The sequence below is a fragment of the Clostridium sp. HCS.1 genome (assembly GCF_047900555.1).
Lineage (GTDB): Bacteria > Bacillota > Clostridia > Clostridiales > Clostridiaceae > Clostridium.
Window position 1 is genome coordinate 431,688 of sequence record NZ_CP170704.1, and the last position, 16,113, is coordinate 447,800.

Sequence of the window (16,113 nt, forward strand, 5' to 3'; positions counted from 1 at the left end):
ATAAAAAAGAGACTCTTAATACAATTTTCATTTTGTGAAAAACTGTATTAAAAGTCTCGTAACCAAATTGGTATATAACACCAGGCCTAAAGACCGCGAATGTTGATGCTATATTTTTTACTACTCCCTTTTAATGGAATATTTAGTTTATAATATAATTCTATTATTAATTAAAAAAATTGTCAATAAATAAATTTTTTTAATTTTGAAAATTTTGTAGGATTATACATCTAAGTTTTAGCTTAGATAAATAAATTATTCTAATATATCTAAATTTTTTCTATACATTTTAGGTGTTATGTTAGTTATTTTTAGAAAATTTCTATTAAAGGATCTAATACTTGAATATCCACAAGCATAAGCAATGTCAGTTATTGTATCATCAGTATTTTTTAATAAGTACATTGAATAATTTATTCTATTTTCATTAATAAACTCTACAAAGGATATACCTAAGGTATTATTAAGATACTTAGATAAATAGGTATAACTATACCCAAACCTTTTAGAAATATCATGTAATGATATATCTTTTTTAAAATTGTCTTGAATATAATTTAAGGTTTTATGTAATAATTCATAATCATTTTTTTCATTTTCTATTATGTTAGAGTTTTTCAATACTTCAGAACAAATAAGATATAGATAAGCTTTCATTTCTATTAAATTAGGCTTACTTTTAAATATACTTTCTATAATTGAAGATTTAAAATCAAAATTTAAAGAAAATACTGGATTATCAAGGTATTTTCCATAAACCATACTATGAAAAGTTTTAATATATTCAGGAGAAAATACGCAAATATATGAATCGGAATAATCATTAGTAACAAAGGAATGTATTTCATAGGGAAGAATTATAATGCACTCATCTTCTTTTACCTCAAAGGTTCTATTATTAATGCTAACTTGAAGAGAACCACTTTTTACATAAACAAGTTCAAAGCTTCTATGTAAATGCTTAGGAAAATCAAAGTTATAGTTATGATAATGAGAAAAAGTATTCATTTCTCCAAAATGGTAAGATTCATATGTTAACATAATAATCCTCCTAATAATAAATTTTGTCTATAATTATATATTTTACACTTTTTAAAAGAAAATAACTACTACACAGGGAATATTTACAGTATAAATAATTAATAGCCTTTAGCTATTAAGTAAAATAAAAATAAATCCCTTTAAAATTATTAAATTGTTAAACAATTATATTTTATAAGAATAATTATTGAAGAGGATAAATATTGTCCATAAATAGATAATTAATTTCTTGTTAGTATGTAATTGTAATAGGTATCATAAAGTCATAAGTAATTTAATAGAAAATAAATTAGAAGGATGGTTTATTATGAATAGAGATAAAAGAATGACTCATGAAGAAGCATTAACAAAAGCAAAAGAATTAGTAGCCAAGATGACTTTACAAGAAAAGGCTTCACAATTAACATATAATGCAGCACCAATAGATCATTTAAATATTCCAAGATATAACTGGTGGAATGAGGGGTTACACGGAGTAGCTAGAGCTGGTACAGCTACTATTTTTCCACAAGCTATTGGACTAGCTGCCATCTTTGATGAAGAGTTTTTACAAAAAGTAGCCAATGTAGTATCTACAGAAGCACGTGCAAAGTATAATGAAAATACTAAAAAAGATGATAGAGATATTTATAAGGGTATAACATTATGGTCACCAAATATTAATATATTTAGAGATCCAAGATGGGGACGTGGACATGAAACTTATGGAGAAGATCCATATTTAACTTCTAAACTTGGAGTAGCATTTATTAATGGACTTCAAGGAGAGGGTAAATATTTAAAAACAGCTGCTTGTGCAAAACACTTTGCAGTTCATAGTGGTCCAGAAGGATTAAGACATGAATTTAATGCAGTTGTAAATGAAAAGGATTTATATGAAACTTATTTACCAGCCTTTGAAGCAGCAGTAAGAGAAGCAGATGTAGAATCTGTAATGGGAGCTTATAACCGTACAAATGGAGAACCTTGCTGTGGAAGTAAAACTTTATTAAAGGATATATTAAGAGGAAAGTGGGACTTTAAAGGACATGTAGTTTCAGATTGTTGGGCAATAGCAGATTTCCATTTATATCATAATGTAACAAGCACAGCTACAGAATCAGCAGCCTTAGCTATTAAAAATGGTTGTGATTTAAACTGTGGAAATATATATCTTCAATTATTATTAGCATATAAAGAAGGATTAATTACAGAAGAAGATATTACAATAGCGGCAGAAAGATTAATGGCTACAAGAATAAGACTTGGAATGTTTGATGAAGAATGTGAATTTAATAATATACCTTATGAAGTAAATGATTGTGAAGAACATAATGAACTTTCTTTAGAAGCATCAAGAAAATCAATGGTTTTACTTAAGAATAATGGAATATTACCAATAGATAAATCACAATTAAAATCCATTGCAGTAATAGGACCAAATGCAGATAGCCAAATTATGCTTAAGGGAAATTATTCAGGTAGTGCATCTAATTATACAACTATTCTTGAAGGTGTACATGCATCTGTTAATAAGGGAACAAGAGTATACTATTCAGAAGGAAGCCATTTATATAAAGATAGAGTAGAAAATTTAGCACAACCTAATGACAGAATAGAGGAAGCCGTTTCAGTAGCAGAAAGATCTGATGTAGTAGTATTATGCTTAGGCTTAGATTCTACAATTGAAGGAGAACAAGGAGATACAGGAAATAGTGAGGCAGCAGGAGATAAGGAAGGACTTAATCTACCAAAGAGCCAACAAATTTTACTTAAAAGTGTATTAAATACTAATAAGCCTGTTATAGTAGTTTTAGGAGCTGGAAGTGCTCTTACCCTTAATGGATTAGAAGATAAATGTACTGCAATATTACAAGCATGGTATCCAGGAAGCCATGGTGGTACTGCAGTAGCAGATTTATTATTTGGAGAATGTTCACCAAGTGGTAAATTACCATTAACATTCTATAAAAATACAGATGATCTTCCAGACTTTACTGATTATTCAATGAAGGGAAGAACTTATAGATATGTTGAATCAGAAGTATTATATCCCTTTGGATATGGCTTAACTTATTCAAAAGTAGAATTAAATAATTTACAAGTAGAAGAATTAAAAAATGATTTTGAAACTGTAAGTGTAAGTATAGATATTAAAAATGTAGGTGAATATGATACGGACGAAGTACTTCAATGCTATTTAAAGGATTTAGAATCTAAATATGCAGTATTACATCATAGCTTAGTTGGATTTAAACGTGTATCTTTAAGAAAAGGTGAAAGTAAAACTGTAAACTTTGAATTAAGAAGAAGAGAATTTGAAGTTGTAAATGATAAGGGTGAAAGAATATTAGACAGTAAAAAGTTCAAGTTATTTGTTGGAACTTCTCAACCAGACGTAAGAAGCGTTGAACTTACTGGATTAGCACCATTAGAAAAAGAAATAAATTTAAAGTAAGAATTTAATGAATTTCCTATAAATAAGTAAAGTAAAAATCAAAAACTCATTTTGGAGTTTTTGATTTTTTTTTTACTTTTTACACATTTATTATTTCCTTCAGGACTTTAGAAGAGCTTTGCTATATTATGGCGACTTGTAGCCTGCGAGTTCGCAAAGAATCACATAATTCCGAGGGTGGGAGGAATTATTTCCTTTAGTACTGAAGAAGATAGATGTTATATTCTGGTGACTTGGAGCTTGCGAGGTCGCAAAGAATATAATATCTATCTTCTCTTTATGTAAATGTTTTAAAGAGGTAAAGAAAACAAAGAATTAGGTAAAGATATTTTATATTTTAAAGGAATTGAATAATGTAATATAGTTATTGAAAACGATTAATGAAAGAGGGGGGATCACAGCTTGAGTAATGTACTTTTAGAAATGAAAAATATTCATAAGAGATTTCCAGGAGTTTATGCACTTAAAGGAGCACAATTAGTAATAAGGAAAGGTGAAGTACATGGACTGCTAGGAGAAAATGGGGCAGGTAAGTCAACACTGATGAAAATACTTGGTGGAGTTCAAGGACAAGATGAAGGGGAAATATTTGTTGAAGGAACTAATTATGGAACAATAACTCCAGATAAGGCTAAAGAAATAGGAATTGGATTTGTACATCAAGAATTAAACTTATCTGAATCATTAACGGTTGCTGAAAATATTTATATGGGAAGATTACCATATAAAAATAATTTACTAAAAATAATAGATTTTAATAAGTTATATTCAGATACAGAAAAGATCCTTAATAAATTAAATGTTGATATTAATCCAAGGGACTTAGTAGAAAAGTTACCTACAGCAAAAAAACAAATGATTGAAATTGCTAAAGCAATAAGTTTAGATGCAAAGGTAATTATATTTGATGAACCATCAACATCTCTATCAGAAAAAGATGTTGAGAACCTATTTAAAGTTATAAAAGCTTTAAAAGCAGAAGGTGTTGCAATAATCTACATATCCCACAGATTAAAAGAAGTATTTGAAATATGTGATAGAACTACTGTCTTAAGGGATGGTACTTATATAAATGAATGTGAAATGAAGGGAATAGATGAGAAACAACTTATAAATATGATGGTTGGTAGAGATATAACAGAGTTGTTTCCAAAACAAATATTTGAACCTAAGGAATATGTATTAGAAGCTGAAAACTTATCAGATTACAACAATAAAGTAAAAAATGTAAGTTTTAAAGCAAGAAGAGGAGAAATCCTAGGTATTGCAGGATTAGTTGGAGCTGGAAGAACTGAATTAATGAGATTAGTTTTTGGAGCAGATCCAATTAAAAATGGAAAAATAAGAATCAATGGTAAAGACATAAAAATTAATTCTCCAATGGATGCCATAAAAAATGGAATATGTTTATTAACAGAAGATAGAAAGAATCAAGGATTATCCTTACAAATGAGTGTAGTGGATAACATAACATTAACTAATTTAAAATCCTTCCGTTTAAATCATAAAGAATTAAAAGATATCGGGGAAAGATTTAGAAATGCAATACAAATAAAAGTAGCAAATATTGATGTTATGGCAGGAACTCTTTCAGGAGGAAATCAGCAAAAGGTAGTTTTAGCTAAGTGGTTAAATTCAGATTCAGAAGTTTTCATATTTGATGAGCCAACTAAGGGGATAGACGTAGGAACAAAGGCTGAAATATATGAAATAATGAATGATCTTGTAAGAAGAGGGAAAATAGTAATTATAATATCTTCTGAATTACCAGAATTACTTGGAATGTCAGACAGAATATATGTTATGTGCGAAGGAAGAGTAACTGGAGAGCTTAAGAGAGAAGAAGCTACTCAAGAAGAAATTATGAAATTAGCTACACTTGGAGGTATTAATTAATATGAGTGAAAAAGTTTTAGATAGTAAAATTGCAAATGAAAAGAAAAAAGTAAAGGTAAAAGATTTAGTATCAAAGTACTCAATATACTTAGTATTAGTAGTTTTAGTTATATCATTTTCTATTATAAGTCCTGACTTTTTAGGAATAGCTAATATTTCTAATTTCTTCAGACAAATTCCAACAGTTGGTATATTAACTGTTGCATATGCAATGATATTAATAACTGGAAATGTTGACCTTTCTATGGGTGCTAACGCAGCTTTTTCAGGATGTGTTGCAGTATATTTATCAGTAAATGGTTTTAATCCAATATTATCAATATTAGCAGCATTAATTGTAGGTGCCTTATGGGGATGCTTAAATGGAGTTTTAATAACTAGATTTAAATTAGAATCCTTCATACTTACTTTAGGTACAAGCTATTTAATACGTGGAATAATACTATTTTTAACAAATGGTATTTATATTAAAGGATTACCAGAATGGTTTTACAATATATCAAATACAAAAGTAGGTACACCACTAATTCATACAAATACAGTAATATTCTTTGTAATATTTATAGCAGTTATGTTTATTATGAAAAATACAAGATACGGAAGGTATTGTTATTCAGTTGGTTCAAATAAAGAAGCAAGTAGATTATCAGGAATAAATGTAAATAAACACATAATCAAAGTTTATATAGTTGAAGGTGCTTTAGCAGCAATAGCAGGAATTCTATTAATGTCAAATATCAATGTAGGTGCACCTAGTGAAATCAATGGACCAGAATTATATGCCATGGCTGGATCTATCATGGGTGGAGTTGCCTTTGGTGGTGGAATTGGTAGCATAGGTGGAGCTATAGTAGGTATCTTTACTATTCAAGTATTCCAAAATGGATTATCAATCTTAGGAGTAAACTCATTTATACAACAAGCTGTTACAGGAGGCATTATTATAATAGCTATAGTTGTAGATTTCTATAGAAGAAATGGTGTTTTAAAGAAAAAAGCTAAATAAATAATAGAATAAAAAAATCAAAAATTAAGAAATCAAAGGATTTAATTTAGGAGGTATTATTATGAAAAAGAAGATAATAGCATTATTATCAGCAGCAATTATGGTAACAGGATTAGTTGGATGTGGAACAGGAAATGGTGGAAGTGCTTCAGCAGGAGATTCTAAGGAGAAAAAGGTAATTTACTATATTCCTATAGTTGATACAGGAGCATATTGGTCACCTATGAAAAATGCAGCACAACTTGAAGCAGCAGCTTTAGGATATGAATTAGTTGTAAAAACAACTCCTCCAAGTGAAGCACAAAAAAATGAAAGACATATTGGTTTTATTGATGAAGCAATAAGCAAAAATGTTGCAGGTATAGCAATTGCACCAATGGATCCAGAAATGTTTGATAACAAAGTAAAAGAAGCAAAAAATGCTGGTATTCCAGTAGTAACTTTCGATGCTGATGTAAAAACAGCTGAAAATAGAATAGCTTATGTAGGTACTGACAATAAATTAGCTGGTGAACAATTAGGAGAAGAAGGAGCTAAGGAATTAAAAGAAAAAGGTATTAAGAGTGGTAAAATAGCTCTTGCAGCAGTAAACTTAACACAAACAACAATGACTTATAGACAAGAAGGTATTAAAAAGGGCTTTGAAAAAGTAATGGGAGATGATGCTAAGAACTTTAAGTGGTTAGAAGCTGTTCAAGATAATGACCAATCATCAGTTTCAAAGCAACAATTAGAAGGACAAATAGTTGCTAATCCAGATATGGTAGCTGTATTCTCATTAGGTTCAGAAGGCCCAGATACAGGAGTTATGGAAGCTATTAAATCACAAGGAAAAGGTGGGAAAATATATCACTTTGGATTTGATTACACAGCTACATGGGAAAATGGAATAGAAAATCAATTAATTACAGGTATAGTTGACCAAGATTCATATGAAATTGGAAAAACAATAATTGATGTTTTAGATAAGCAAATAAAAGGTGAAACAGTTGAAAATAACTATCCAGTAAAGGTTAAATGGATAAAAGCAAATGAAATAATTAACTATGGAGTAGAAAAGCAAAAACAATTTACTGAAGAAACAAAATAATAGTAACATATAGGCTAATACAATAATCCGTCATAAGTTCAATTATATGATGGATTATTGTGTTTATTATAAATAAATATATGAATTAATATAATAAATGTTGAAAATAAAAGTATTTTGTAAAATAAAATATATTTATTATAGTATAATTAATATATAAATTAAAAAACATTCCTTATAAATATAAAGCTGTACTTATTTATAAAAGAAGAAAGGAATATGTTTATGAAAAAAGTATCCATATTTTCGATAATTATAGTTTTATTAATTAATATGTATGGTTGTACTGAGAAAAAGGTGGAGAATAATGAAGAACCAATTACTTTAACAATGTGGCATATATGGACACAAAAATCTGACAACACAAATGGAAGTATAGTAGAGGAAGTAATACAGGAGTGGAATGAAAACAATCCCAATATTCAAATAAAATCTGAAATAGTAGAAAATGAAAGATACAAAACTAAAATAAAGACTGCAATTGCTACTAATGAACTGCCAGATATATTCTTTTCCTGGGGAAGTGGTTTTAGTAAACCTTTTGTAGAGGCTGGAAAGGTCTTAAATTTAAATCCTTATTTAGATAATGAAATAAGAAATAAAGTTAAAAAGGATATGTTTGATAATGTTGAGTATAATGAAGGAATTTATGGATTACCTATTACCCTTTCAATTGGTACTTTTTATTATAATAAAAAATTATTTGAAGATAATAATGTAAATATTCCTGAAAACTATGATGAACTATTGCAAGGCATAAAAACCTTTTCAAATTTAGGGATAATACCATTAGGTGCATCAGTAACAGATAAATGGACTAGCATGCTATATTATGACATTTTAGCTCTTCAAGAGGGTGGAATTCATGGAGTAAAGTCAGCTTTAAATGGTGAAAATTATGAATTATTATTAAAAACAGCCTATAGAATGAAGGAATTATCTGATGCAGGAGCCTTTAAAGCAGAAGAAATAGATTTAACAAGAGATGAGTTAGAAATGAAATTTAAGACTGGAAAAGTAGCTATGTACTATACTGGCAATTGGTTTATAGGTGACTTAGAAAATTCAACTATAAAAGAAGATATAAGAATAGGCAATTTTCCAACAAAAAATGGTGATTCTAATGAAAAAGTTTTCTTAGGTGGAACAACAGATTACTTAATGATAAGTAATAATAGCAAACATAAAGAGGAAGCTGTTGAAGCTATTAAATTTATTTCTGAAAATATATCAAAGAAGTTTTATGAGTTTGGTACAGGCTTACCAGCATGGAATGAATCTGAAGAGCATGAAGAGTTAAATGAATTATCTAAGAATTTAAAAGAATTAACTAAGGAGTCAAAATATTTTCTTTACTGGGATATTTACTTAGGAGAAGAAAAGGGAAATGTTCATAAAAGGTTAGTAGATGAATTAATTAATGGTGAAATAACCCCAGAAGAATTTGCAGATATTATGAATGATTTATGATGAGGATGTATTATGGGTAAGAAGATAATAGTTAGTAGGATAAAAGATAATTTTTTGAATTTAAGTATTATGAAAAAGATAATTATTTATTTCACTTTAGTTTTTCTCTTTTCTATTTTATCAATAACTTTTTTATATGAAAGAATAAACACTAAATATACTTTAGAAAAGTTAGAACAAAGCTCATTAGAAGTTTTGGAAAGTGCAAAATCTAATATGAATATAATAGTAGGAAATGTTAGTAATGTTTCTAAAATGATAATATCTTCTAGTAATATTCAAAATGCATTAAATAATTATGAAACTGAAGATAAGTCATTAAGAAATAATATTAATGACTACCTATCTCAATTTACTAATTTTCAATCAAATATATCATCAATATATCTATTAGATTATGAAGGAAATAAATATTACTCTGAAAGCTATTTATATAAGGGTCTTAATTTAAGTGATGTAAAGAAATCTAGTTTATATGAAGAGTTATTAAATAAAGATGGTGAGTATATTTTAAAATATAATTGTGGAGGTCTAATAAAAGAAACAGATAGGAACTATGTTTCTCTTCTTAGAGTAGTTAACAATATAAATACTCAAGAGCCTATGGGAATAATGATCATAAATATAGATGAAGATAATTTTTTTGACTCTGATACAAATTCAAATGATAAATTTTCAACTAAAATATTCATTAGAGATGGTGAAAATAACTTTATAACTAAGGATAGTAGTAGAGAAATCTTAAGTAAGCTAGAAAATGAAATAAACTACTCTATTGGTAATGGAACTATTACTAAGAAGTTAGAAAAAAGCAACTATATAGTATCTAATGTTTCAGTAGAAGGTATTAATTGGAGTATAGTTTCAGTTTCTTCTTATAGTAGATTACTAGAACAAAATCAGTATGTAAAATATATATTAGTATATTTCTTATTGTTTAGCTTTGCATTAATAGTTCTAGGAGCTGTAATTATATCTAAATTTATTACAGGACCTATAAATAAACTTTGTGAATCTATGAATGATGTTGGTGATGGAAAGTTTAGTTTAGTAAATATAAAAACATATAATGATGAAATTGGCCAAATGAAAAATAGATATAATGGCCTTATTATAGAAATTACAGAACTTATGAAGAAAATAAAAGAAAATGAAGAGAAAAAGAGGCAAATAGAGTTAGATTTACTTATGTCTCAAATTAAACCACACTTTTTATACAATACACTAGATTCTATAAACTCCCTTGCTTTATCTGGAGAAAGTAAAAAAATATATAAGATGATAAAATCCTTAGGTAAGTTTTATAGAGTAAGCTTAAATGAAGGAAATAATATTATATCAGTAAGAGAAGAAATCGATACTATAAAGAACTATTTAATAATTCAAGAAATGAGATATGGAGAATTATTAGATGTTGAATATAACTTAGATGATTCTTGCAATGAGTATAGAATAATAAGATTAGTTTTACAGCCATTAGTTGAAAATTCAATTTATCATGGAATAAGAAACAAAGAAGGAAAAGGAAAAATAGTAATATCAACTTATGAAGATGAGGAAAGTATTTACTTAAGTGTTGAAGATAATGGTCTAGGAATAAAGGAAAGCAAGATAGAGGATATCTATAACAATAAAGGCATTGGAGTAGGTTTAAGAGCAACAAAAGAAAGGTTAAGAATATTTTATGGGGATAAATTTAAATTTAAAATTGAAAGTAAGCTGGGGGTAGGAACTAAGATAACAATAAAGATTCCTAAAGAAAAACTTACTTTAAAGGAGGATTCCCTTGAAGACAAAAATAATTATCGTTGATGATGAATATTTAATAAGAAATCTTATACGAAATTGCATAGATTGGGATGAATTAGAAGTTGAGATAATAGGAGAGGCATCTAATGCCCATGAATGTTTAATGTTAATAGAAAAAGATAGGCCAGATATAATATTAACAGATATAAATATGCCATTAACTAATGGATTAGATATGACTCAGCATATTATAGAAAAATATCCAGGTATTAAAGTTATTGTAATAACTGGCTATGATAAATTTGAATATGCTAAAAGAAGTGTAAAGCTTGGAATAAGTGATTTTATATTAAAGCCAATAGATGATGATGAGTTAAAGGAAGCTATTTTAAAATTAAAAGACAAAATACAAAAAGAAAAAGCAGAAATTAATGAAGTAAAAAACATTAAAGAAGCTATCGGTGACCTTACAGAAATAATGGAATTAGAAGAAGAAAATAATGATAAATATATAAGTATCAATCAAATAAAGAAATATATAATTAAAAACATATCTAACCCAGATTTATCATTAAAAAGTGTAGCTCAGCATTTCTATTTAAATTCAAGTTATTTAAGTAGATTTTTTAAGGAAAAAACTAATGAGAATTTTGGAGAATATATAATAAAAACTAAAATGGAAATCGCACTTAAGATGTTAGAAAATCCTAATATTAAGGCTTATGAAATTTCAAAGAAAATAGGTTTTGAAGATCCAAACTACTTTAGTAATTGGTTTAAAAAATATATGGGACAATCTATAAAGGAGTATAAAAGAACTATGGGTAATAAACAATAAGGAGGAGGCTTAGTGGAAGAATTAGTGGAATACAAAGAGATATTTATGAGAAGACCATCTGAAAATTATAATAAATACAGATGTTTAATAATAGAGTGTGAAAATTACAAAAGGGATTTTAATTTAGAAGATAGTATAGGAGAAGCTTTATATAATTTAAATAATATAGTTAGAGATATAGTAAAGAAGGATAAATACTATAATAACTTCAAAATAATAGATTATAAAAATGGATATGATATAGCTCTTATATATAAGAAAAACTTATTAGAAATAAATGATGTGAAGGAAGAAGATTATATTAATTCACTAAAAAGAAATATAGAGAGAAAAATCAATACCCATGTATATATCTATAAAGGAAAAGAAATAGATGATTCTAGAGATATAATTACAGCCTATAATTCAGCCGTTATTCAAAGGGTTTTAGATGAAGTTTCTAAAATTAAAAATATAAATGAAATCAATGATAAATTAACTGATTCTTATAGTTTAGGGAAGGTTTATATAAGAGAAATAATAAATGGAATTCAGGAATATAACCAAAATAAAATTATAGAAAATATAGATTTATTATATTATAGCTTTAAAATAAATTTAACTGATTTAGAAGTTATAAAAATGGAGTTTAACTACTTAATATATAAAATAATTATTCTTCTTAAAGATTTAGGTTTAGAGCATAGCAATAATATTATTAAATTTATTACCTATGACTTAAATGAAATATTAATAAGAAGAGGTAGCTATAAATATTTGAAGGACTTTTTATTAGGATTATCAAAATATATAAAGGAAGCTAAGGAATCCTTAAGTTCAGATGTATTGACCTGTGTAGTTAATGAAATAAATGATAATTATATGAATAAGATAAGCTTAAAATCCCTAGGTAAAAAGTATTTTATTAATAGTGCATATTTAGGACAATTATTTATAAAAAAATATAATAAGAATTTCAAGGATTACTTAAATGAAGTTAGGATAGAAAAGGCTGTGGAATTATTATGTAATAGTGATAATAAGGTTTATGAAATATCAGAATTAGTAGGATATAACAATACAGATTACTTTATAAAGAAGTTTATGGAGATAAAAGGTACAACTCCCCTAAGATACAAAGTAGATGTAGCTAAACTTTAAAGAAAATGACAAAAAATGTCTATATATAGATAATTAATTTCTTGTTTAAATAAGTGAAAATGTACTAGTATACATAATATAGGGATGTTATGTAAATATTTACTTAAGGGTCCTTAAGGTGTTATTATTAATATATGGATATAGGAGAATGCTATGAAGAAAAAAGGGGTTAAGAAGGCTAATAAAATTAAGGGTGATTTAAACTTTAAAAAATTCAAATTAAATAATATTTATAACTTTTGGAGAAATATCAATATAAAGTATAGGCTAATATTTTTCTATGGATTTTTAATACTTATGATAATTTTAGTTACAGGAGTCATTTCATTAGTTCAATACAGAGATGCTATTAATGATAAAAGCAAAAAGTTTTCTTCGCAAATTACAACTCAAATCAAAAGAAACATTTCAAATGAAATGGATAAACATATGGATTTAGCTAAATCTTTAGTAATGGAAGTAGAACTTCAAGATTACCTACAAAATAATAAAACTATGGATTATAACACAAAATATGATGCAACAAATTCCTTATCTAAATTAATGAGATTAAGAGCCTTATCAAATAAAAATATACAAAATTTAAGTATTATAGATAATGAAAATAGCAGCTTAGGCAATACTTCTCTTAGTATTATGGAATACTTAAAAAATAATGAAGTTAATGAAACTAGATGGATTTTACAAAAAGATAATGATGCTTATTCAATTTATAATATTACACCAATTAATTCTTCAAGTAATGGTAAAAAAATAGGCTTATTAGTTCAAGAAATTAATCCTAATATTTTTTCAAATATATTAAAAGATATAGATTTGGGAGAAGCATCAAGTGTTTCAATAGTAAGCTTAGATGGAACTATTATAGGTAATGCTGACAAGATTAATATAGGACAAAAGTATAAGGCAAGTAATATTATAGAAGATCTTAATAGGGAAGTTAGTTCATTAGATGGTGAAGAAGCAAAAGAGAAAACCTTTTCTGATTCTAATGAGAAGGAATTAATATCCTTTGCCAGTATAGACACTAATGATTGGTATTTATTATCTAACATTCCTTATAGTTATTTAAATAAAGAAGCTAATGGTATTGGCGTAAATATACTGATAATTGGTTTAATAGCCTTTATAGTAGCTATGATTATTTCTATATTAATATCAAGAGATATATCAAAATCCTTACAAAGATTAATAAGTCATATGAATAAAGCAAAAGAGGGAGACTTGAGCATTTATATAAAAAATGAATATAAGGATGAGATAGGTAAAGTTAATGGAGCTTTTAAAGAGATGCTTAATAAAATAAGTGGATTAATAGTAGATATTAAAGGCTTAATGGAGAATATCTCAAAGGGAACACAAGTTATTTCTGTGGCATCAGAACATTCATATGCTGTATCAGAAGAAATATCTGCAATGATGATGGAAATAGAATCAGGAGCAGTTGGACAAGTAACCAGTGCAACTGAAAGCTTTGAATGTATGAATAATTTATCAAATGATATAAATATAGTTAATGAAAAATCAAACAATATAGTTAGGCATTTAGAAAAGACCAAAGATATACAAAATGAAGCAGTAGATACAGTGAAAATATTAAACTTAAGAGCAGAAGAAACTAATGAAATATCTTTAGAAATTGTAAGTGAAATAAATGATTTAAATTATGAAGTAAAAGAAATAAAGGATATTGTAGATATAATAAAGGATATTTCAGAACAAACTAACCTTTTATCATTAAATGCAGCCATTGAGGCAGCAAGGGCAGGGGAGGCTGGAAGAGGCTTTGCAGTAGTTGCAGAGGAAGTAGGAAGCTTAGCTAGTAAGTCCAAAGAATCTTCAATAAGAATTTCTAACATAATAAATAACATCCAAAAGAAAACAGAGGGAGTTGCTAATATGGCAAATAACTCTAAGGGTGTAATTACACAACAAATGTCTGCTTTAAAAAATACTAGTTTAGCTTTTAATGAGATATTTAATTCAATTGATCAAATTGATAGTGAATTAAAGGACTTCTTTGAATTAATAGAGAGAATAGTTGAGTCTAAAGAAATAACTAAAACTGCCATAGAAAGTATAGTAGCTATTTCAGAAGAAACAGAAGCAACAACTAGAGAAGTAGCAGGAGCAGCTCAAGAGCAAATAAAAGAAATAGAAAAAATTTCTGATTTCTCAAAGGAATTAGATAAGATAGTTGGAAAATTAAATAAAACCATTTCCTATTTCCATATAAAAGATTAAAACCTGTAAATTTATAAGTTACATAAGAAAATTTCTATTATATAAGATGACAAATATTGTCCATAAAAACATAAGTAATTTCTTGTAGCATCAATGGTGGATAATATAAGATAAATATGAAAACGAGATTAAGTGGAGGGAAGAATATGTCTATAGTTGAACAGTCATTTGGAAGAGCAAAAAATGGCTTAGAAGTAAAAAGCTATACCTTAACTAATAAAAACAAAATGGAAGTAAAAATCATAACTTATGGCGGAGCTATTACAGAAATTAAGGTTCCAGATAATAAAGGCGATTTTAGAGATGTTGTTTTAGGATATGACAATATTCAAGGCTATGAAAATGGCAAAAAGTTTCATGGAGCTTTAATTGGACGTTGTGGAAATAGAATAGAAAATAGTAAGTTTACAATTAATGGTGAAGAATATACTTTAGCAGCCAATGACGGAGTTAATCATCTTCATGGAGGAAATAAAGGCTTTGATAAAGTTATATGGGATTCAGAAATAATTGATAATGAAAATAATATATTAAAATTATCATACTTAAGTGAAGATGGAGAAGAAGGGTATCCTGGAAACCTTAATGTAAATGTATTCTATTCTCTAACAGATGATAATGAATTAAAGATAGAATATAAAGCTGTTAGTGATAAAGATACAGTAGTTAACCTTACTAATCATGCTTACTTCAATCTTTCTGGACATTCTTCAGGACTTATCTTAGATGAAAAGTTATTTATTAATGCAGATAATTTTACTGTAAATGATAAATATTCAATTCCTACAGGAGAAATAAGAAGTGTAGAAAATACACCTATGAACTTTAAGGAATTAAAAACTATAGGACAAAATATAAATGATAAAGATGAGCAAATTGAATTTGGACAAGGTTATGATCATAACTGGTTATTAAATTCTAAAGGGGATTTATCAGTATTATCAGCTAAGGTTGTTGACGAAACTTCTGGAATTGCAATGGAAATGTATACAACAAATGTAGGAGTGCAATTATATACAGGTAATTTCCTAGATGGTTTAGAAAAGGGGAAGGATAACACAACTTATGAAAGAAGAAGTGGTCTATGTTTAGAAACACAATTTGTTCCTAACGCTATAAATGACAAGAATTTTGAAACTTCATTATTAAAGGCAAATGACAAGTATAGCCATACTACAATATATAAATTTACAAATATATAA

The 16,113-nt window shown here is 27.2% G+C and carries 11 protein-coding genes; 10 read left to right on the forward strand and 1 reads right to left on the reverse strand.

Annotated features, from left to right (window positions below; genetic code table 11):
- Nucleotides 1-255: 255 nt before the first annotated feature.
- Complete coding sequence (locus ACFYH6_RS02175; RefSeq protein WP_416179295.1) at nucleotides 256-1,041, reverse strand: AraC family transcriptional regulator; 786 nt, start codon at nucleotides 1,039-1,041, stop codon at nucleotides 256-258.
- 307 nt (nucleotides 1,042-1,348) lie between these two features.
- Between ACFYH6_RS02175 and ACFYH6_RS02180 the strand changes: the two genes are divergently transcribed.
- The 10 genes from ACFYH6_RS02180 to ACFYH6_RS02225 all read left to right on the forward strand — a co-directional run bounded on the left by ACFYH6_RS02180 (nucleotide 1,349) and on the right by ACFYH6_RS02225 (nucleotide 16,113).
- Nucleotides 1,349-3,478: a glycoside hydrolase family 3 C-terminal domain-containing protein gene (locus ACFYH6_RS02180; protein ID WP_416179294.1), complete on the forward strand. Its 2,130-nt coding sequence runs from the start codon at nucleotides 1,349-1,351 to the stop codon at nucleotides 3,476-3,478.
- A gap of 402 nt (nucleotides 3,479-3,880) precedes the next feature.
- On the forward strand, nucleotides 3,881-5,374 hold the full coding sequence (locus ACFYH6_RS02185) for a sugar ABC transporter ATP-binding protein (RefSeq protein ID WP_316343969.1): 1,494 nt from the start codon (nucleotides 3,881-3,883) through the stop codon (nucleotides 5,372-5,374).
- A 1-nt stretch (nucleotide 5,375) separates the two neighbouring features.
- On the forward strand, nucleotides 5,376-6,380 hold the full coding sequence (locus tag ACFYH6_RS02190) for an ABC transporter permease (RefSeq protein WP_316343970.1): 1,005 nt from the start codon (nucleotides 5,376-5,378) through the stop codon (nucleotides 6,378-6,380).
- A 61-nt stretch (nucleotides 6,381-6,441) separates the two neighbouring features.
- Nucleotides 6,442-7,470, forward strand: coding sequence for a sugar ABC transporter substrate-binding protein (locus tag ACFYH6_RS02195; protein ID WP_416179293.1), 1,029 nt, complete (start codon nucleotides 6,442-6,444; stop codon nucleotides 7,468-7,470).
- A 219-nt stretch (nucleotides 7,471-7,689) separates the two neighbouring features.
- Nucleotides 7,690-8,940: an extracellular solute-binding protein gene (locus tag ACFYH6_RS02200; RefSeq protein ID WP_416179292.1), complete on the forward strand. Its 1,251-nt coding sequence runs from the start codon at nucleotides 7,690-7,692 to the stop codon at nucleotides 8,938-8,940.
- 12 nt (nucleotides 8,941-8,952) lie between these two features.
- Entirely contained in the window at nucleotides 8,953-10,752 is a 1,800-nt protein-coding gene (locus ACFYH6_RS02205; RefSeq protein ID WP_416179291.1) for a sensor histidine kinase, read from the forward strand.
- Entirely contained in the window at nucleotides 10,727-11,527 is an 801-nt protein-coding gene (locus ACFYH6_RS02210; RefSeq protein ID WP_316344370.1) for a response regulator transcription factor, read from the forward strand. The genes ACFYH6_RS02205 and ACFYH6_RS02210 overlap by 26 nt, the downstream gene beginning before the upstream one ends.
- 12 nt (nucleotides 11,528-11,539) lie before the next feature.
- A complete protein-coding gene (locus tag ACFYH6_RS02215) occupies nucleotides 11,540-12,667 on the forward strand; it encodes a helix-turn-helix transcriptional regulator (protein WP_416179290.1) in 1,128 nt (375 codons plus the stop codon).
- Nucleotides 12,668-12,820: 153 nt separating this feature from the next.
- Nucleotides 12,821-14,911 (forward strand): methyl-accepting chemotaxis protein, encoded by a 2,091-nt coding sequence (locus ACFYH6_RS02220; protein ID WP_416179289.1) that lies wholly within the window; start codon nucleotides 12,821-12,823, stop codon nucleotides 14,909-14,911.
- A gap of 146 nt (nucleotides 14,912-15,057) precedes the next feature.
- A complete protein-coding gene (locus ACFYH6_RS02225) occupies nucleotides 15,058-16,113 on the forward strand; it encodes an aldose epimerase family protein (RefSeq protein WP_416179288.1) in 1,056 nt (351 codons plus the stop codon).